We start from the raw sequence: 21,501 nt of genomic DNA, 5'->3' as shown, positions 1-21,501 counted from the left end.
GGGCCAGGTGCTGCGCATTAAGTTGAATGTTTTATTGAAAGCCTACTGAAAAGTGGGCTTTTTTGTGTCGGGTTTTTTGAGTGTTTTTTATTTCTCCCTAGCCCTCTCCTGGAAGGCATAGGTATCCACACATCATTGTGTGGATACCTATGTTTCAAAAGGTGGTAAAAAATAGTGAACTGTTTAAAATTGTGAGTTTTTTATGAGATAACAGCTATTTATAGAGGTACATCAATAACTTCAACTTCGGGTGACGGAGGTTGCAACTGTTCTGCTAGAATCCAAGCCATAGAGTGTTTAGCCTGATCTAAACAATGATTTTCAAAGTCCGGTAAGTGATTTTTTTTAATTTGTAGCCTTTTGAGAGAAAGAGCAAGCAAAAACTCTGAAAGACCAGAAGATTCTTTACTATCAGGATTCATGAGCATTCTTTCAATTAGGGAACCTATGATTTTACTCTGATTATCATTATCACGATAATCTAGCTCTTTTGACTTCGCACATCTCAATACACTTGCTTGAATAATGCCTTCGTTAAATCTATCGAAAAGCAATGGGTCGAGTTGTCTAATAATATAGCCATCACCTAGAGGTATGAGGCCACTCTTACCTTTTTCAGTTCTTAATTTTTGTAATATCGAGGATATTGTGAAATATACCGTAGCTTGATGTTTGAATTCTTTTTTATTATCAATTGGATTCCAAAATGCAAATGACTTACCTAATACTAGAGGATCAGTATTAATAGTGTTAAGAAATAGAGATTCACCTAAGCCTTGTACTTCAATAGATCTGCAATTTTTTAGCAATTCAATACGTGAATCTATTCTCATCTTTAATGATGGATTTTGTGAATATTGAGGGGAAATGCTATTTAGGAATTCAATTTCTTTATCCCAAATTATTTCATCATGCTCATTAATCGGGAGAAGAATTTTTTCTATAACATGAATAGAGTGATGACCTGATGGACCGGTAGAGAATTTGAGATCATTTTGTAATTTTTTAAAATCTGCTTCAGAATTGTATTTGGCAAAGCCAATTACATAGGTTATAGGCTGTTCATGAAATTTTCTCAATGTTCTACTTATATTTAGTAAAGCTTTTCCAGACTCTAATGAGCCTGCAACAACAATAATACCTTTATTTATTTCTACATTCTCAGGAATGGCTCCCTCATAAAGTTTTACGCTTAGTTGCTTTTTAGCAACGGTTCTTTTAATAAAATTAGCGAGTTCTTTAGCTCCTTGATCTTTGCAATAAATAATACAATCTGTATTTAATGGAAAGTGTCTATTTATGAATTTATCTATCACTTTTTCTTTAAACTTTTTAGTTTTGACAACCTTACGCACATCAATAAAGTATTCTGGTGTTTTAGGCTTTCTACCGTCAACTCCATCAAAAAGACATTTAAAAATATTAAAACTCTTATAGTCACTTATTAAGCTTTTTAACTGTTCATCCGAATCTTTAGCTATTGGTAAATAAGCACTAGTACGTGGTGCAGAAAAATCAAATCTATCTTTGCCTAATGGTACTGGAACAGAGGATTTATCAGCACACATGGGACAATTATCATCATTGTAAGATTTAAAATTTTCAAAAACTGATGACTTGTAAAGGTTATAGTATTCAACAAATTCTACTAAGACATTTTGGCATTCATCATTTTTTTGAGTCATAAATAGTGTAATGAAATGAGCATCTTCAGTTAATCGTTCTGGGCGTTTTAATTCTTTATATAGTTCATTACTTGTAGATGCAGAGATTAATACTAAAGTATTTTGATCAGGATTAAATTGATAATCTTCGAATCTTCCATAGCTACCAAATGAGTCAATAGGAATAGGTTTATAACTTTCATTAAAACATCTAATCAAATTACTTAATTCAAATGCTAAAGAATATATACCTGAAGTATCAATATATATTTTTTCAATATTTTTATTGTCAGGTAATAGGCGCAATATGTTTGTTGCAATAAATGAAATTTCTGGAGAAGATTCAAGTATATTTTTTACATCAATAAATTTTGTAGTATGTTTTCCAGATGGTTTTATAAAATGTATGTTTGCTGGAGGTGTAATGACTAGATTTCTTTTGATTATAATATTTAGTAATCCTATTTCTAAAATATTTTGTATTTCTTCTATGTTAAAATCACATTGATACTGATTGTATGTATTTACTTGAAAATTACCTCTTAAATCTATAAAGCATGTATGAAATTTTATTTTCTGAAAGCTATTAATTCTATCTTTTAGATTTTCTTGTGAGATATTATTAAGTAATTTTTCAGAAACATCATCTTTATTAAATTGATGTGTTATAAATATAATATCTTCAGAAAAAAACTGTATTTTAAATTGAGCTAATACTTCATTGTAAAATGTTTCTACGCAAAGATCTCTCCCAGAGTAAAAGCAAATAATAAGATTAGACTTAGTTTCATTAAGTTTAGATTGATAAAAATAAAAATTATTCATCGTAATGGTACCAAAATACTAATCGCTAACCCTTCAGCATGAGCGAACTTTTTATATTGATTTCTAGATTTACTGACTTCATCATATAGCTTAAGTGGATCATTCTCTGATTCAATTAATTGATTACTTTTAAAATTTCGAAATAAAGAAACATGTCCAGTTCGTAATGATAAAAAACCTGATCTTTTATCTAAAATGGTACGAACATTATGTAAACCTCTGCCGTAACCCTGACAATCACTTTTGGAGGTTTTACCCTTTGCAAAAGCCTCTTCAATTATTTGGACTTCATCTTTTATTTCATATTGATCATTATTGGAAGATGCAAGTGTTTTAAAAATTCCCTCACCGCTATCAAATATTGAAATCTCTAACAAATGAAGACTATTTTTATCTTCTTTAATATTTTTTAAATAATCAGTCATGGGAGTATCTAATCCACTTATACGCTCAACGTCATCGGACTGCCACATAGACTTATAATCTATAATTAATGCTCGAACGGATCTTTTAACTTTTCCAGTATTAAACTCATTTTTCGCATGTTGTTCAGTATTTTGTATTAGTTCATGGATAGCTAGTGCTAATCCATTAATTTCTTCGGTACTAATTTCTGTTTTGTAATGGAATCTATGAATAGCTTTATGTAGTAGTCCTGCATAAAAATCACTACTAGCTAATGTATTCTGTCCCTCAGGGAAATAGAAACAGCTAGGGAATGCATATTTTTTTACAGAATGATCTACGGCAAACATTTGTATTCTATGGTTTTTTTCGAAAATTGATAGATTTAATCTATCTTGTATTTTACGATTTATTTTAGATTTCAATTCGATAGTTTCTTGTTTCCCATCAATACTTTTATCTTTTTCATACACATTATTTGACATTAAAAGTGCTGTTAAACATTCGGGTCTTTCTAAAAATTCATCAATAGCATTTTCTTTAGAAGTTGAATCAAATTGGTAGAATTTAACAATTTTATCGGGGTTATATTTCAGAGCAGTTATGAATATTTGACATAACCTAGATAAAGAACCCAATCTCAATTTTTTGAAATTTTTTGGTAAATTGATAGTCTCAGAATCTATATGCTCATAGAGCGCTTCTAACTCATCATTAGTTAAATTTGTACTAACTTTCATCGATGGCTTCTCATAGTTGTACTGATTTTGATTCAGAGTTTATAAATAATTTTGTGATTTAAATCATTTATTTTGAAACAAATTTCAACTCATTGTATTAAATAGCTTTTTTAAAGAAAAAAGGGGGGAGTTCTAAAACTCCCATTCTTTTTATTAAGAAACAGAATCATCCAAATTCGGTGCTAACCAATGCTTCGCCTCATCCATTGTCCAACCCTTACGCTGCGCATAATCCTCAAGCTGATCCTGAGCAATTTTACCCACGTTAAAATATTCAGACTGTGGGTTTGCATAATAGAAACCGCTGACAGATGACGGTGGCCACATCGCAAAACTTGTAGTGAGCTGTGTACCAATTTTATCGGTAGAACCTAACCAGTCAAACAAAGATGCTTTTTCAGAATGCTCAGGACAAGCAGGGTAGCCAGGTGCAGGACGAATCCCGACATACTTCTCTTTAATCAACTCTTCATTGCTTAAACTTTCAGAAGCTTGATTACCCCAGAACTCTTTACGGATACGCTCATGCAAATGTTCCGCAAAAGCTTCAGCAAAACGGTCACCTAAAGATTGCGCAAGAATCGCAGAATAGTCATCGCCTTTGGCTTTATATTCATGCGCCATTTCTTCCGCACCAAAGATCGACACGGTGAAACCACCTAACCAATCTTGCGCTTGATCTTTTGTTGCTACAAAGTCAGCCAATGACAAGTTTGGTTTGCCTGTGACTTTGTCAGACTGCTGACGGATATGATGGAATGTATGTGTCACCGATTGACCATCTTCCGTATAAACTTCAACAGAATCCGCCGCAGAACGGTTCGCAGGGTAGATGCCAAATACAGCACGAGCATCAAAGCGTTTATTTTCAATAATGTCTTTCAACATGTCTTGCGCTTGATTGTATAAATCCGTTGCAGCTTCACCGACTACTTCATCCGTCAGAATTTTCGGGAATTTACCTGCCAAACTCCAAGAAATAAAGAATGGCGTCCAGTCAAAATATTCCACCAATGTTTCAAGTGGATAATTGGTAATGGTTTGCGTACCAATGAAGTTTGGCTTCGCAGGCTTATTCGCTGCAAAGTCAATTTTCAGACCATTTTCAATCGATTCTGCATAAGACAGTTTGGCGGCTTTTGGCTGTTTGTTGGCAATACGTTCACGGACTTTTTCATATTCCGCACGGGTTTCTTCAACAAATTTCGGCTTCATTTCTTTTGATAATAAAGTTGTTGCCACACCCACAGCACGTGATGCATCGGCAACATAAATCACCGCATCATTTGAATATTGTGGGTCAATTTTTACAGCGGTATGCGCTTTAGAAGTTGTTGCACCACCAATCAACAATGGCACATGGAAATCTTTACGTTGCATTTCTTTGGCAACAAAAACCATTTCATCCAAAGATGGCGTAATCAAACCTGACAAACCGATAATATCGACATTTTCATCAATCGCAGTTTGTAAAATTTTCTCAGCAGGCACCATCACACCAAGGTCAATGATGTCATAACCATTACAGCCTAAAACCACGCCCACGATATTTTTACCAATATCATGTACATCGCCTTTCACCGTTGCCATCAGAACTTTACCTTTAGACTGACCGCCAGATTTTTCAGCTTCAATGAACGGGTTTAACCAAGCTACAGCTTGCTTCATTACACGCGCGGATTTCACCACTTGTGGGAGGAACATTTTACCTGAACCGAACAGGTCGCCGACCACATTCATACCATCCATCAATGGACCTTCGATCACATCAAGCGGACGTGCTGATTTTAAACGTGCTTCTTCGGTATCTTCATCAATAAAAGTGGTGATACCTTTAACAAGAGCATGTTCAAGACGTTTTTCTACAGGAAGTTCACGCCATTCCAAGTTTTCCACTTGTTTTTGCGCTGCACCCTGACCACGGTATTTTTCAGCCACTTCAAGCAGTTTTTCAGTCGCTTCTTGATGGCTTTCACCCTGATTCTGATTCAGAATCACATCTTCAACCGCAGCTTTTAACTCAGGGTCAATATCATCGTAAATCGCCATCTGACCGGCATTTACGATCCCCATGGTCATGCCTTGTTTGATGGCATGATAAAGGAACACAGAGTGAATCGCTTCACGTACAGGCTCATTACCACGGAATGAAAACGATACGTTAGACACACCACCTGAAATCATCGCATGTGGCAGGTTCTGTTTAATCCAACCTGTCGCTTCAATAAAATCAACCGCATAGTTATTATGTTCTTCAATCCCTGTTGCTACAGCAAATACGTTTGGATCGAAAATAATATCTTCCGCAGGGAAGCCAACATCATTGACCAATACATCATAAGAACGCTTACAGATTTCACGCTTACGTGCTGCGGTATCTGCCTGACCTGTTTCATCAAATGCCATGACGATGATCGCTGCGCCGTATTGGCGACATAAGCGAGCTTTTTGTACAAATTCGTCATAACCTTCTTTGAGGGAAATCGAGTTCACCACAGGTTTACCCTGAACGCACTTCAAGCCTGCTTCAATGATTTCCCATTTTGATGAGTCAATCATGATTGGCACTTTAGAAATTTCAGGTTCAGATGCAACCAGATTGAGGAAATGTACCATCGCACCTTGCGAATCGAGCATCCCCTCATCCATGTTAATGTCGATCACCTGTGCACCTGCAACTACTTGTTGCAACGCCACATCTAAAGCTTCAGCAAAATTTTCTTCACGGATTAAACGCAGGAATTTTTTTGAACCTGTGACGTTAGTACGTTCACCGACATTCACAAACAATGAATCAGCGGTGATGTTAAATGGTTCTAAACCACTTAAACGGCATGCAGGTTTGGTTTCAGGAACCTGACGAGGTTTAATGTCTTTGACAGCATTGTAAATGGCACGGATATGATCAGGTGTGGTACCACAGCAACCGCCTGTGATATTGATCAAACCACTTTCGGCAAATTCTTTTAAGAATGCCGCAGTTTCTTCAGGGGTTTCATCATAACCACCAAAGGCATTCGGTAAGCCTGCGTTTGGATGCGCTGAAACAAAGGTATCGGCAACATCAGAAATGGTTTTGACATGCGGACGCATTGCATCTGCACCTAAGGCGCAGTTAAAACCAATCGACAATAAATCGCCATGACGGACTGAGTTCCAGAATGCTTCTGCAGTTTGACCAGTTAATGTACGACCTGAAGCATCGGTAATCGTGCCTGAAATCATCAGTGGCAATTCATAACCAATCTGATTAAACACTTCTTTTACCGCAAAAATTGCTGCTTTACAGTTCAGGGTATCGAATACAGTTTCGATCAGGAGAATATCCGCACCACCTTCAATCAGGGCATGTGCGGCTTCAATATAATTTTCTTTTAATTCATCAAAAGTAATGTTACGGAACGCAGGGTCATTTACATTTGGAGAAATCGAACAGGTACGTGATGTAGGACCTAAAACACCTGCAACAAAACGTGGTTTGTCAGGCGTTGAATATTTTTCACAGGCCGCTTTGGCAATACGTGCCGCTTCAAAATTGATCTCATGGACATATTCTTCCATGTGATAGTCCGACATTGAAACTTTTGTACCATTGAAAGAGTTGGTTTCGATAATGTCAGCACCCGCATCCAGGTAGGCTTCATGAATACCTTGAATAATCTGCGGTTGAGTCAGAACCAGAAGGTCATTGTTGCCTTTAAGGTCAGATGCCCAGTCGGCAAAACGCTCACCACGATAGTCGGCTTCTTCTAATTTATGGCGTTGGATCATGGTACCCATCGCACCGTCAATAATCAGGATGCGTTGGGCGAGAAGCGCTTTTAAGGTGGCAAGTGTCGACATTCAAAACTCTCAGCTGGCTTTTTTAAACGTGCAATATATTAACAGATCCTGTATGCGATTACTGCAAAAGCCGATTTCAAGCGTATTTTCTTACATGAGAATGATTCATTTTAGAAATTGGTTATTTTGATATGTTCTTAAAATCAATTCTGGAATTTTACTTCGCTATATCGATAGCGCATATCGTTATTGTGAAATTTGCATCAAAAAATAGTCGAATAGGTAAATAAAACAATCATAGTAGGTGATCATGCAATGTTTATTTTTTCATCATATTGTCATATACATCATGCAAAATTTGAAGATTAAATTTTGCAGTAGTCATATTTGATAGAAATATTACAAATAATATTTCAGTTGGAATTGTAATGATTTGCAAAATTATTATTTTGATAAATATAATAAATATATGATTAATATAAATAAAAATATTAACTTTGTCGCAACTGTTGCGAAGTAATGAAGTGAAATAATTTAAAAATTCACTTCATATGGCAGTCATTTGTCATATAATTGTCACAATTTAATTGAACAATAAGCGCATTCTAATATTCGCTATATTTCTGCATGAATTCGAATTTACCTCCCGTCTCAGATTCTGCACAGGCTCAAAAGGCTGTCAAATCGACGAATGTGCATGTTCCTACACCGAAATTTTTTATGCCGGTGTTTTTGACGATCATTATTGCTACCCTGATTTATATTGGTGTGCAACTTAGTGCAGATTTAGCACATGTTCCTGCTTTAAGTTTATATTCTGTCATTCTTTTAGCGACAGCTTTATTCATTGCTCTGGGCTTTGAGTTTGTCAATGGTTTCCATGACACTGCCAATGCTGTAGCAACCGTGATTTATACCAATGCGCTACCTGCACCTGTTGCAGTGATGTGGGCTGGTTTTTGTAATTTCCTTGGGGTAATGGTTGCGAGTGGCGCAGTGGCATACGGCATTATTGCACTGCTTCCTGTTGAACTGATTATGAATGTCGGTTCAGGTGCAGGATTCGCTATGGTTTTTGCCATGCTAATCGCAGCTATTCTTTGGAACTTAGGTACATGGTTCCTTGGTATTCCTGCTTCAAGTTCTCACACTCTAATCGGTTCGATTCTGGGTGTGGGGATCATGAACTACATTTTGCATTCATCAAGTGGTGCAAGTGGTGTAGACATGGATCAAGTGCTGAAAGTTGGTAAAGCTCTACTGTTTTCACCATTGATTGGTTTTGCATTTGCAGCAGTTGTATTCTTATTGGTTAAAAAAATCTTTAAGAAACAAGTTGAATTATTCCAACCACCAGAAGGGAATAAGCCCCCTCCACCTTTGATTCGTGCCATTTTGATTTTCACCTGTACAGGTGTGAGTTTTGCGCATGGTTCAAATGATGGGCAAAAGGGTATGGGCTTGATCATGTTGATTTTGATCGGTTTAGTGCCATTGGCTTATTCTTTGAATAAAAACTTAGATCAACAACATTTACAGTCTTTCTCACAATTATCTACACAAACTGCGACAGCGATTTATGCGCAACATGCAGATATTCCAGATGAAAAAGCACGTGTGACGATTACCAAATTTATTCAAACCAAAGAGATCAACCCAGAAGTTGTTCCTGCTTTGGCAAGTTTGACGGATCATTTGGGTGAACGTGTTGCTAAATATGGTGATTTAAAAGATATTCCAGAAGCTGAAGTATCGTCATTACGTAATGATATGTACTTGAGTACGACTGCTTTTAAACGTTTAGATAAAGCGGAACAACTTCCTGCCATGTCTACAGAACAAAAGAAAGTGGTAAAAGAGTACCGCAGCAACTTAGATTCGTTCCTACAATATATTCCAAACTGGGTGAAAGTTGCAGTTGCATTGGCACTTGGTTTAGGAACAATGGTGGGTTGGAAGCGTATTGTTGTGACAGTGGGTGAGCGTATTGGTAAGCATCACATGACATATGGTCAAGGGATGTCTGCTGAGTTGGTTGCAATGACGACAATTGCAGCAGCAGATGGTTTTGGTTTACCAGTATCAACAACGCATGTTTTAAACTCTGCGGTTGCAGGTACCATGGTTGCCAATAAAACCGGTCTGAATTTCGCGACAGTGAAAACGATTCTTTCTGCGTGGATCTTTACATTACCTGCAACGATTTGTTTATCTGGTGCATTATTCTGGTTGTTATTAAAAGTTTTCTAAATTAAAAGTTTCTAAGTTTTAGACTGCGATAGCATTCTAAAGTTTTGATCAAAAGAGTGTATTTTTAATACGCTCTTTTTTTATTGCTGTAATAGAACCAGCACAATTTTATCATTGAAAAATAAATTAAAAATAACTAAGGTGTGGCAGTAAATTGAACTTGAGAAAAAGAGCATGTATTTAAGAAAATCACTGTATGCTGCTGTATTATTTGGAATGTCATTACCTGTTTTTGCACAAGGTATTGTATTAAACAACGAAAACCTTCGTACAGATTTGAACTGGTTAAATCAACAAGGTGTGATTCAAATTAGTACATCAACTTGGCCGATGAGTGGTGATGAAATTCAACGTGCCTTATCTCAAGCTAAAGTTTCAAATAATACCCAACAGAAAGTGATTGACTCTATTCAAAATGAACTCAAAGCAGATAATCAAACTGCGAAGTTAGGTTTATTTGCAGAAACTGATCTTAAAAATATTCCACAAGCCTTTGGTGATAACCAAAAAGCACAATATGTTGGTTCACTGGAAGTGAATGGCGGTGGTGCAAATTGGGATGCGAAACTACGTGTAAATGGTGAAAAAGATCCACAGATTGATAGTGGTCATGATGTCAATGTAGAAGGCTCTTATATTGCCGGCAAGCTTTGGAACCAATGGCTAATTGCGGGTCAAATTCCAACATATTGGGGACCAGGACACGATGGTAGTTTGGTTCGTGGTGATGCCAGTCGCCCAGTTTATGGTTTTACTGCCCAACGTGCAGAACAAAAAGCTTTTGAATCTAAATGGTTGTCTTGGATTGGACCTTGGCAATATCAAGCTTTTGCAGGCCAGTTAGATGATTATCAAGCTATTCCGGATGCTAAGTTATTAGGTTTCCGTTTAACAGCACAACCACTACCATATTTGGAGTTAGGTGCTTCGCGCATTTTACAATGGGGCGGTGAAGGTCGTTCGGAAAGCTTTGATTCACTGTGGAATGCAATTAAAGGTAATGATAATTTTGATAATGGGGATGATGATAAATCGAATCAGATCGCTGGATTTGATGGTCGCCTAAATTTACAATCTTTGTTGAATGTACCTGTTAGTTTTTATGCTCAGTATGTAGGTGAAGATGAAGCTGGGTTGTTACCTGCTAAAAAAATGTACTTGGCAGGTGCTGATTATTCAATGAGCTTTAAAAATATGCCAGTTCAACTTTATGCAGAATGGGCAGATACCACAACTAACGGTAGTGTTGATGGCGTCTCTTATAATCATTATATTTATACGGATGGTTATTACCAACATGGTTTCCCGCTTGGACATGCGATGGGGGGTGATGGTGAAATGGTTTCTGTTGGTGGCGATATTCGATTTGATGTGATGAATCGTTTATCAGGTCGTGCTATTTATGCCAAAGTAAACCAATCTTCAGCTAAGTTTGGAGAGAATCAAATTAACTTTGCGTTTCCTGAAAATGATAAAATTAAAGCTTTAGATTTGACTTGGACACATTATATAAAACCTACGATTCCATTGAAAATTAATGGTTGGGTAAGTGACTCGGATGTGCATGGAAATGATGCTGGAGCTTCAGTCGGAATTGAAATTCCTTTAGATAAAACTGTATTTGGTTATTAATTAGTCTAATTGTGCGAAAATATACCCAATTCTAGGTATATACAGTGTTTTTGAAAAATTCTAATATGAACTGACTTCTTTAATTGACCTTATTTAAAGAAGTTATTCCTACCCTCGAAGTATGGGGATGTTGTTTTACCCATATTTTAAGAGTTTTATAGGCTTATCATTATTTGATAAGCCTTTTTTTATGTGTGAATTTTTTATACTCATCATTTGAAGCTGCTTCGGCCTAGCCTATAGCGCTTTTTTGTATTGAATAAATCCTGTTTTTGTTGCAATGCGATCATATAGATATTGCGCTGTGATATTACTTTCATGGGTTAACCAATAGACACGGTCATATTTTCCAGAGCATACTTGGTAGCTATGCTCTATCAGCTTTCGAGCCAAGCCTTGATTCCTATATTGCGTATTGACATATAAATCTTGTAAATAACAACAAGGCTTGTCTGTCCACATACTCATGTGTGAAATTAAATGGACAAAACCTACAACTTCATCATTCACTTGAATCGCAAAACCAAACATATCCGCTTGTTCAGAATTTGTGATTCGCTTCCAAGATAAACTTATTTGTTCATCACTTAATTGTGTTTTATAAAAGTTTAAATACTCTTGCCAAAGTGGAAGCCATTGTTCAAAACGAATCTCATCTAAAGGTATAATTTGTGTGGACATAGTTTGCTCTGTGAGTTGCTTATGATCTTTTTATATATCAATATAAAAAAACAAGCAAAAGGGTGGCTGTGTAAATCACTATAATGAATATAAATTTTAATATGTGTAATAAGTACACGTTTTTTGTGAGCTGGTGCTGTCAAAATGCCTATATCTGAGGAAAGACTTACTCATCTTAAACAGCTTGAAGCTGAGAGTATTCATATTATCCGTGAAGTTGCTGCTGAATTTGAAAATCCAGTGATGCTTTACTCAATCGGGAAAGACTCAGCTGTCATGCTGCATCTTGCTTTAAAAGCATTCTATCCTGCAAAACTTCCTTTCCCACTGTTGCATGTCGACACAGGCTGGAAGTTCAAGGACATGATCACATTCCGTGACAACATGGCAAAAGAACATGGTTTCGACCTGATCGTACATCAAAATAAAGAAGGCAAAGACGCCAATGTCAATCCTTTTGATTATGGCAGTTCAAAATATACGGATATCATGAAAACTCAAGGCTTAAAACAGGCTTTGGATAAATATCAGTTTGATGCGGCATTTGGTGGCGCGCGCCGTGATGAAGAAAAATCACGTGCCAAAGAGCGTGTTTACTCGTTCCGTGACAATAAACATCGTTGGGATCCAAAAAACCAGCGTCCTGAACTTTGGAATCTTTACAATGGTAAAGTGAACAAAGGTGAAAGTATCCGTGTATTCCCATTGTCGAACTGGACTGAGTTGGACATCTGGCAATATATCTACCAAGAAAGTATTCCTTTGGTGCCTCTATATTTAGCTGCTGAACGTCCAGTGGTTGAACGCAGTGGTACGCTGATCATGGTGGATGATGAACGTATGCGTTTAAAAGAAGGCGAAGTTCCACAAATGAAATCGGTACGTTTCCGTACTTTAGGTTGTTATCCATTGACGGGTGCGGTTGAGTCAACTGCAACGACATTGCCTGAAATTATCCAGGAAATGCTTTTGGCGACGAGTTCTGAACGTCAAGGTCGTATGATTGACCATGATGAAGCAGGCTCGATGGAAAAGAAAAAGCAAGAAGGTTATTTCTAAGTATTTCTATATGAATCTCCCCCTAACCCCCTCTTTGTGAAAGAGGGGGGACTCTCATAGAAAGGAGCAAGTCTCCCTTAACAAAGGGAGATTTAGAGGGATTGAAGATTGAACAGATACAGAAACCGATTTCTAAAGAATATGTGGAGTTTTGAGCAATGTCTCATCAATCAGAATTGATTAGCCAAGATATTTTGGCGTATTTAAAACAGCACGAAAATAAAGACTTATTGCGTTTTCTGACTTGCGGTAACGTGGATGATGGTAAATCGACTTTGATTGGTCGTTTACTTTACGATTCAAAATTGATTTATGAAGATCAATTACAAGCGGTGACTCGTGACTCGAAAAAAGTCGGTACCACAGGTGATGCACCTGACTTGGCATTACTTGTTGATGGTCTGCAAGCGGAACGTGAACAAGGTATTACCATTGATGTGGCTTATCGTTATTTCTCAACTGAAAAACGTAAGTTCATCATTGCCGATACTCCAGGGCATGAGCAGTACACTCGTAACATGGCAACAGGAGCGTCTACGGCTGATCTTGCGATTATCCTGATTGATGCTCGATATGGCGTACAAACCCAAACACGTCGTCACTCATTTATCGCGAGTCTGTTGGGTATTCGCAATATCGTGGTTGCGATCAATAAAATGGATCTCGTTGAATTTTCTGAAGCTCGTTTCAATGAAATTCAAGAAGAATATAATGCATTCGTAAACCAACTGGGTGATCGTAAGCCAGCCAATATCATCTTCACGCCTATTTCGGCATTGAATGGTGATAACGTGGTGAATCCATCACCAAATACGCCGTGGTATACAGGTAAAACCCTGATGAATACCCTGGAAACAGTTGAAATCACACGTGATACCAGTGCGCACGAGTTCCGTTTCCCAGTGCAATATGTCAACCGTCCAAACCTCGACTTCCGTGGTTTCTGTGGCACGATTGCTTTAGGTGAAGTAAAAGTTGGTGATGAACTTGTCGCTTTACCATCGGGCAAAAAGTCTACAGTAAAAGAAATCGTGACTTTTGATGGCAATCTTGAACATGCGATTGCAGGTCAAGCGGTGACATTGACACTGAATGATGAAATCGACGTTTCTCGCGGTAATGTCCTTGTCAAAGCAGGCGAGCAACCGTCTTTGTCTCGTTCTGTACGTGCGTCTGTGGTGTGGATGGCAGATCAACCGTTGGTGATTGGTAAGTTGTACAACGTCAAAATTGGTACGCAAACGATTCCTGCGAAAGTTGAAAAAATTAACTATCGTACCAACGTGAATACTTTGGAAAAAACTGAAGTTGAACAGCTTGATCTGAATGCAATTGCTGATGTTGAGATTGAGTTTGATGCGCCAGTGGTATTTGACCGTTATCAGGACAGTCGTTATACAGGTTCGTTTATCTTCATCGACCGTTTAAGCAACGTAACAGTTGGTGCGGGTATGGTTGAAGCTGCGGTGGAATGGACTGCACATGATGAGCCTGTGACTGCTGAAGCACGTGCTGCACGTTTGGGTCAAAAGCCTGCTGTGGTGGCTGTTTCTGCGAAAGCACTTGAAAATGCTCAATCACTTGAAAGTGTTTTGATTCAACAGGGTGTTGTTGCGATTGCCAAAGCAGGTTTATCTGCTGAGCAAGTTGCATTACTTCGTCAGACGGGTGTAGTGATCATCAGTGATGTTGCACAAGGAGCTGATGTGAGTTTTGCTCAGGAAACTGTTGAAGAACTGGCAGAAAAAATTGTGGAATTGGTTCGTCTCTAAGAGATTGGATTGATTGAAAAAAACCCGCGAAAGCGGGTTTTTCTATGCATGATTAATGTTGCTAAGACACCGTTTTACAGTCCTAAAACAAAGAGAAAAACCATAAAACAAGTTTAAGACCACCAAAACCGAATGCAGCTAAAACATTGGATACAATAAATACAAAGATTAGCCAACCACTGGCGCCTGATGCTTTACTTGCATTTTGTTCATAAATTGCAGTAATGATGATGCACAATAGCTCAATGATCATTACGGTTTTAATCAAAAATACTGAATAGCCTAATAGATTGAGCCATCCGTACATGAGTGCTGCAATCAGGCTTCCGAACAAGAGAGTAAAAATGGCAAACATTGATTGAAATCCTTGTCCTATCAGTATTTAGAACTAAAATAGGTGGAATAATCAGATGACAAAATGTTGCAACAGTTAAGTTAAAACCATTGAAAACAACAAAAGAAAAAGAGATGGCTCATTTACATGATTGAACATGGGATTCAACAGCGTCTTGCATTATCTGATTCATACTCTAATCATATTGGAACACGCTGTAAATGATTATAAAATATAAATAAATAGATATTTTTTCTAAATTCATTGATTAACTATGGGTTATTTAATCTCACTTTTAACCTTTGGGAATGGCTTTATTGCGATACACCAAATAAACCCCACTCAAAATCGCCACAATTCCAACGTAGTCAAAGACAGACAGTTGAGTCCTGAAAATCATAAAGTCCAGAATCAAGGTTACCAGTGGTACGAGATAAAACAAACTCGTGGTATTGACCAGATTGCCTGACTGCAACAATTTATAAAAAATCAGTTGAGCGACTACAGAAATAATGATGCCTTGATACAAAACAGGAATCCAAAAGTCTAAATTCATCTCGAAATCAAAGGATTGAAATGGAATAATCAGTGCAATGAAAATCAGTGAAATCACATATTGCAGAGGTAAAACCTGCCAAGGTTTTTCCGAAATTTTCCGCTGTAAAATCACACCTGTGGTAATACATGCCAGACAAATAATCGAGGAAACTGTTGCCCATAACGACAATTTATTCACAAATAGATTGTTATAAACTAAAAAGATAATCCCGATAAAACTCAGAATCAGTCCAATTAACTTCACTTTAGAAAAACTTTTCTCGGTGATAAAAAATGTCAAAATCGGCTGTAAAGCTAAAATGGTCGAAAGTAATCCAGGTGAAATCCCAAATTCAAGCGATAAAAAGTAAAACAGGGTATAACCGGTAATGAGAAAACAACCTGTCAAAATCACATATTTATAAGGCGTATTCTGTGGTAAAAAAGCCTGTTTGCTGATGACGCAAAACAGAGAAATCAGTACAGTCGCAATGAGAAAACGAAAGAACAGAAAGGGAATGACAGCCCCATGATGCAGTCCCCATTTGGTAAAAATGGCGGCGCTTCCCCACAGTAGAACAAAAGCCCCGATACTGATTAAACCTGATTGTTTTTTGGCATTCATGGAGATATCCTGTTTATTTTTCTCATCTTTACAGTGATTTAGATTGACTGTGCTTATGTTATTTCGCAGTAAGTTGAAGTTGAGTCTGAATCAAATCTTCCGCCATTTTCCGAACCATAATCAGCTTGTCACTAGAACACTCCAGACCTGCACGGGCGATTGAGCCTTCCAGTAAAAAAGACAGCATGGTGGCGATATATTGAATTTGTTTAGGATCAGAAAATAATTCACTTAAATGTTCAATTAACAATTGCTCAATACCTTCTTTTAGCAATTTCACCGCATCCCGTTCAGGGCTGTGTGCGGGAAATTCTGCTGCGGCATTGAGCATGCCACAACCACGGAAAGCATTGTCCACAGCCGATTCGGCATGATCACGATAAGCATCAAACACCGCTAAAATTTTATCTAAAGGTGTATGTGCTGTTACCAGGCGTTTGGCATACAAGGCTTGCCATTCGATATTACGCGACTCGATATAGGCTTCAATCAGATCGGCTTTGGATGGAAAATTGTTATACAGCGACATTTTGGCAACGCCTGCTTGATCCGTGATGGTATTGATGCCTGTCGCATGAATGCCATCTTTGTAGAATAAAGTTTTAGCTGCATCCAAAATTTTATCTTTAGCTTGATGTGATTTCATAACAAGAAAATAGGTATACCGATCTACCTAATTATAAAAATATTAATGAGTAAAGCAAGCATTTTATTTCATCTTTAAAATTGAAATGGATGGTTTTAAAAGATTTATTTGTATAAGTATTTGAATTAAAAATTATTATAAATCAGGGGAAAACATCCAAAAATATTTGGATGTTTTGTGGGGGCTTAAAATGCATGAGCTGATTGCTGCTCTAAATAGGCTTTTAAATCGGTTGGATAGTCTTGAATGAGCTCAAGAAAGGCGGTTTTATTGCCTTGATATAGAGCGCGAGTGGCTTCTTCATAGTTCGGCATATTGCCTATCATCGCAGACATAAAGCGATCCACCGCTTGTTTCGCCAACATGATGTTGCTTTCAGATGCAGGATTATTCAGCTCTTGATCAATCAATTTACGAATCACTGCTGAGGCACTCGCATTTTGTTGATCCAACCAATTCCAATGTTTTTGTTGCAACGTAATTTCACGGGAAATGACCCCTAACTTTGGACGTCCTACCTTTTTAACTTCTTCAACTTCAGCATAGCGTTGCATTAAATCTTGCTCTGAGCCAGACACGTCCAGATCAATTTGCTGACCAGTTTGATGGTTAAAAATCAAAATGTTGGATTGATGATTGTCAATTTCTTTTATCGTCAAGACAACTTTAAACAAGGTGTCCGTGATGATTCGGGTATTGCCATGAAAGGCGGTATAAAGTGTTTCACTGTTCATTTTTCATTCTCACATAAAATAGTTTTATCGGGGTAAAACTAAATAATGTACTAATATTATCAGGGTAAAATTAAAAAGCAAGAAAAATTCTGAACATAATTTGGTCAAAAAATAAAAATTATTAAATCAATAGAATAGAAGGAGATGAGTGATGAATTGAAAATTCAATAATTTGAAAAGTAGAGATAAGGAATTTATTGGATGAGTGATTGGTTTTTGTATTAGGAATGCTTCACGCTGTATGGTTTTAACTAAACAAGTCCAAAGCGTTCAGCAATCCAGATGATGAAACGTAATACGGTAATCGCAATGACAAAAGCGCCTTGGAAAAAAATATAGCCAAATGTACTCCATCCACCTGCGCCATTGACTGAACTGGCTTGGTATTCTGAATAATTGACGGCAAAAAGCATGAAAAGCTCAATGATCAGAATGATGTGAAATAACCACGCCCAAGGGAAGTGTAGAAAGTAAGCCCAACCAATAATTGCCAGTGTGCTGAGTAAGGTTAGAAAAGCAATGGAAATGATATTTTGCCACTTCATTGACAGTCGATCATATATGCCCATTTTTACATCCTAGTCTGATTCATTTGGAATATTTGGATTGGTATAAATAATTATAAGTAAATGATTTTAAACGTTATAGCATATTAAACAGGCGTGTGAAAGGGCAGATATAGTAGGCGGCACTAGTGCAAAGACATTTTGTTGATTGTTTTAATAGAGTGATCGGGAATTTATTGCTAGAAATATTATTTTGAATAGTGGTTCATTCATGAGTAAAGATGCATGTAAGTTTAGGAAACTTACATGCTAAACCGATAGTACTTTAGAAACGGTAACCAATTTTCAAACCATAGGCAATCGCAGTATTATCTGTGAAATCAGCAACATAGGTTTTCTTACCTGATTGAGAAGCGATTTGCCCTTGCGCATCACCTAACCAGAAGTATTTTACACCACCTGAAATAAAGGTTTGTGGTGTAGGGCTAAATTGCACACCGAGCCCGACATTCCAATATCCTTCCGTTGGTCCAAGTGCTGTGATCGGGTTGCCTGCACCAGAGTCCCATCCGACAGATACATTACCCGCCCATTGATCTGTTAATTTGCGTCCAACACCGACAGTTGCATTCCATTGATCATCTGAATATTTCAATAAATTAAAACCATTCGGTTGAGCTACGGAAGGCAGTTGTCCCACAATTTTTGAAATTACCCCAAACTGATAAGGTTGGATGGCGAAGTTTTTCCAATTGACCCAACGGATATTGGCAAATGCAACCGTGTCCTTCATGATGCCACTTTGTAAATCAATATTGACCGATTGTGGCGTAGTAATATCTGTTTTTTTCTGTGTCCCTGCAATACCATCCGCAGTTGCTTGAGAAATTTGTCCTAATCCCACCAAAGCGGGCAGACTGGAAACATTTTCATGGGTCGTGACTTTATGGTCGATCTCTGAACGGTAGGTAATTGATGCTTTTAGAGCAATTTCAGGAATTTGATAGGCAAAACCAGCGAGCCAGCCGACACCACTGTCTTTTTTAAAAGTTGCATCATAACCATTATAAACACTGGTCGCTTGACCTCTTAAGTGTAAACTACCGTCAATGGTTTGGTAGACGCCACCCGCATAAATATTAATATTTTTAATGGGTTGATAGCCAAAAATCATGCTCAGGTTTTCAGTATCGACTTTTGCCGAAGTTTGTCCTTTTCCAAGGTAAGCTTTAGTTGCATCCACTTGTTGGGTAATTCCAGCTTTTACACCTGTATCAATCTGAGCTTTTGCTGTCGCATTGTTATTATACGCTTGTAGTGTTTGGGCAAACTCTGCTTGTCCAGCAGGGGTTTTTAAATAATCGGCACCTTTAACGCCTTGTATTGCCAATCCGACTTTTTGTTCAGCCGTTAAACTTGCAAATTTTTGATCAATCAATCCAGTCAATAACTTTTGATCTAAAATTGTGGTACTACTGTCCGTCACAAAAATATTATTGCCTGAGTAGGCGACATCCGCACCAAAAGGCTGATCATAAAGCAAACCAAAAGAAATATTGTCTGTAAGCTGGAGTTTTATTGCAGCACTGGGAAAATAATAGTCATTGCCCATATCTTCAATATCTCGACGTGTCGCCGAAACATCAGCTTCTTTTCCTTCAACGGTTGGATCTAATATGGAAATTCCAGCTTCAAAGTAATTATTGGGCTGTAGAAATGGTGCAATCGATTGTCCAGAGCGATCCATTGCAGCAGCATAGAGTGCTGTGATCGGCATACAGGTGGTCATAACAGCTAAAGCAATTTTATTGATTCTCATATTTATCTATTCCTTGATAATTGAGTATTAAGTTTTTGTTTTTACTTTTGTTTTACTAAGATTGTGATCGTTTTTTATTACTGTGTACTGTTTAAAATTCTGTGCAGTTGTTTGAATAGATGAACTTTAAAATAAAGTACATTTAGTATGAAAAACCGTCAGATTTAACCCTAGTCATTTTAAAATATCAGATAAGTTTAACAATGTAATCCGAAAATTAGCTTTTATGACATTTATTTTTGTCAACATTGTCAATATATTGAATTGTAGTACTCGGTTTGCTTTGCTTCTGTAAAGCATTTATCAAAAAATTACGGAATAGTGTATTTTTTAAAGAGCTTATTCCAATATAGTTTGAACCAAAAATAGATAAAGATTCATTCACGCTGAACTTTATGTTCAAATAGAAAAGCATGAAAAGTAGTGGATTAAAAAGGAAGGAAGCAATGGCAACAACAATGCAACAAGTGATTATCACAGAACCAGGTGGCGTGGATAAATTGGCGTATGAATCAGTTGAGATTCCGCAGCCGAAGTCTGATGAGGTCTTAGTTAAAGTGCATGCTTTTGGTATCAACCGTCCTGATATTTTACAGCGTCAAGGCTTATATCCAATGCCAAAAGGCGTGACCCCTGTTCCTGGATTAGAAGTTGCGGGTGAAGTTGTTGCTGTGGGTGTGGATGTGACTTTATTTAAAGTAGGGGATAAGGTTTGTGGTTTAACCAATGGTGGTGGCTATGCAGAATATTGTGTAGTACCTGAGTCACAGACGATTCACGTGCCAACCGGTGTTTCATATATTCAGGCGGCTGCGATTCCTGAAACATTCTTCACGGTATGGGCAAATGTGTTCCAAATGGCACATGCCAAAGCAGGTGAAACGGTGCTTGTGCATGGTGGTGCAAGTGGAATTGGGACAACGACTTTAATGTTGTGTCAATCATTAGGTTTAAAGTCATTTGCTACAGTCGGTTCAGATGAAAAAGTTGCAGCGATAGGTCATTTAACCACTGCAATTAATTATAAAACTCAAGATTTTGAGCAAGTAATCAATGAAAAGACGGACAATACAGGTGTTGATATTGTCCTAGATATGGTAGGAGCACCATATTTAGATCAAAACTTGAACTTATTACGTCGTGATGGTCGTTTGGTTTATATTGCTTTCCTTGGTGGTGCAAAAGCCAAAGAGGTGAAGTTAGGTCAGATTATGATGAAGCGTTTGACCATTACGGGTTCGACTATGCGTGCGCGAAATACTGCTGAAAAAGCTGAAATTGCCCAAGGCTTAATGGAACATGTTGTGCCACTGTGGGCTAAAGGTGAATGTTTACCGATGATTTATAAAACGTTTAAGTTTGATCAGATTCAAGATGCACATGCATGTTTAGATACGGGTGAACATATCGGTAAAGTTGTGGTTGAAGTGATTTAACATAAAAAGATTTGAATATTGTGATCCAATGGCGAGTTGTAGTCATTGCAATT

The 21,501-nt window shown here is 37.4% G+C and carries 15 protein-coding genes; 5 read left to right on the top strand and 10 right to left on the bottom strand.

What is annotated here, in order from left to right; translation table 11 throughout:
- Positions 1–218 precede the first annotated feature (218 nt).
- The 3 genes from EXE10_RS15765 to metH form a co-directional block, all read right to left on the bottom strand.
- A complete protein-coding gene (locus EXE10_RS15765) occupies positions 219–2,489 on the bottom strand; it encodes a hypothetical protein (protein ID WP_130114008.1) in 2,271 nt (756 codons plus the stop codon).
- Positions 2,486–3,634: a hypothetical protein gene (locus tag EXE10_RS15760; RefSeq protein WP_130114007.1), complete on the bottom strand. Its 1,149-nt coding sequence runs from the start codon at positions 3,632–3,634 to the stop codon at positions 2,486–2,488. Before EXE10_RS15760 ends, EXE10_RS15765 begins: the two co-directional genes overlap by 4 nt.
- Before the next feature lie 153 nt (positions 3,635–3,787).
- On the bottom strand, positions 3,788–7,477 hold the full coding sequence (gene metH, locus EXE10_RS15755) for a methionine synthase (RefSeq protein ID WP_130114006.1): 3,690 nt from the start codon (positions 7,475–7,477) through the stop codon (positions 3,788–3,790).
- Between the two features lie 567 nt (positions 7,478–8,044).
- Here metH and EXE10_RS15750 point away from each other — a divergent pair.
- Both EXE10_RS15750 and EXE10_RS15745 read left to right on the top strand, forming a co-directional pair.
- A complete protein-coding gene (locus tag EXE10_RS15750; RefSeq protein ID WP_068975836.1) occupies positions 8,045–9,667 on the top strand; it encodes an inorganic phosphate transporter in 1,623 nt (540 codons plus the stop codon).
- Between the two features lie 174 nt (positions 9,668–9,841).
- A complete protein-coding gene (locus tag EXE10_RS15745; RefSeq protein ID WP_130114005.1) occupies positions 9,842–11,299 on the top strand; it encodes a capsule assembly Wzi family protein in 1,458 nt (485 codons plus the stop codon).
- Between the two features lie 237 nt (positions 11,300–11,536).
- On the opposite strand, the gene EXE10_RS15740 is transcribed toward EXE10_RS15745, so the two are convergent.
- Positions 11,537–11,980 (bottom strand): GNAT family N-acetyltransferase, encoded by a 444-nt coding sequence (locus EXE10_RS15740; protein WP_130114004.1) that lies wholly within the window; start codon positions 11,978–11,980, stop codon positions 11,537–11,539.
- Between the two features lie 150 nt (positions 11,981–12,130).
- Here EXE10_RS15740 and cysD point away from each other — a divergent pair, with 150 nt between their 5' ends.
- Both cysD and cysN read left to right on the top strand, forming a co-directional pair.
- Positions 12,131–13,039, top strand: coding sequence for a sulfate adenylyltransferase subunit CysD (gene cysD, locus EXE10_RS15735; RefSeq protein ID WP_171405033.1), 909 nt, complete (start codon positions 12,131–12,133; stop codon positions 13,037–13,039).
- Positions 13,040–13,197: 158 nt separating this feature from the next.
- Positions 13,198–14,811 carry a sulfate adenylyltransferase subunit CysN gene (gene cysN / locus EXE10_RS15730; protein WP_130114003.1) on the top strand — a complete coding sequence of 538 codons (1,614 nt, stop codon included), beginning with the start codon at positions 13,198–13,200 and terminating at the stop codon, positions 14,809–14,811.
- An 82-nt stretch (positions 14,812–14,893) separates the two neighbouring features.
- On the opposite strand, the gene EXE10_RS15725 is transcribed toward cysN, so the two are convergent.
- The 6 genes from EXE10_RS15725 to EXE10_RS15700 all read right to left on the bottom strand — a co-directional run bounded on the left by EXE10_RS15725 (position 14,894) and on the right by EXE10_RS15700 (position 20,012).
- The gene (locus EXE10_RS15725) at positions 14,894–15,166 is read right to left on the bottom strand and encodes a hypothetical protein (protein ID WP_130114002.1); all 273 of its coding nucleotides are present in this window, start codon (positions 15,164–15,166) and stop codon (positions 14,894–14,896) included.
- 274 nt (positions 15,167–15,440) lie between these two features.
- Positions 15,441–16,307, bottom strand: coding sequence for a DMT family transporter (locus EXE10_RS15720; RefSeq protein ID WP_130114001.1), 867 nt, complete (start codon positions 16,305–16,307; stop codon positions 15,441–15,443).
- A gap of 58 nt (positions 16,308–16,365) precedes the next feature.
- Positions 16,366–16,953 (bottom strand): TetR/AcrR family transcriptional regulator, encoded by a 588-nt coding sequence (locus EXE10_RS15715; RefSeq protein ID WP_130114000.1) that lies wholly within the window; start codon positions 16,951–16,953, stop codon positions 16,366–16,368.
- 185 nt (positions 16,954–17,138) lie between these two features.
- Complete coding sequence (locus EXE10_RS15710) at positions 17,139–17,687, bottom strand: DUF2239 family protein (RefSeq protein WP_130113999.1); 549 nt, start codon at positions 17,685–17,687, stop codon at positions 17,139–17,141.
- 251 nt (positions 17,688–17,938) lie between these two features.
- Complete coding sequence (locus EXE10_RS15705; RefSeq protein ID WP_068975827.1) at positions 17,939–18,256, bottom strand: hypothetical protein; 318 nt, start codon at positions 18,254–18,256, stop codon at positions 17,939–17,941.
- A 262-nt stretch (positions 18,257–18,518) separates the two neighbouring features.
- The gene (locus EXE10_RS15700) at positions 18,519–20,012 is read right to left on the bottom strand and encodes a long-chain fatty acid transporter (protein ID WP_130113998.1); all 1,494 of its coding nucleotides are present in this window, start codon (positions 20,010–20,012) and stop codon (positions 18,519–18,521) included.
- 446 nt (positions 20,013–20,458) lie between these two features.
- On the opposite strand from EXE10_RS15700, the gene EXE10_RS15695 reads away from it, so the two are divergent.
- A complete protein-coding gene (locus EXE10_RS15695; protein WP_068975825.1) occupies positions 20,459–21,448 on the top strand; it encodes an NAD(P)H-quinone oxidoreductase in 990 nt (329 codons plus the stop codon).
- Positions 21,449–21,501: the final 53 nt, after the last annotated feature.

The sequence above is a fragment of the Acinetobacter sp. WCHAc060033 genome, assembly GCF_004209125.1.
In the GTDB taxonomy this organism is placed as follows: domain Bacteria; phylum Pseudomonadota; class Gammaproteobacteria; order Pseudomonadales; family Moraxellaceae; genus Acinetobacter; species Acinetobacter wuhouensis.
The sequence above is the reverse complement of the archived record's forward strand: the minus strand, read 5'-3'. Positions and strand labels throughout refer to the sequence as shown.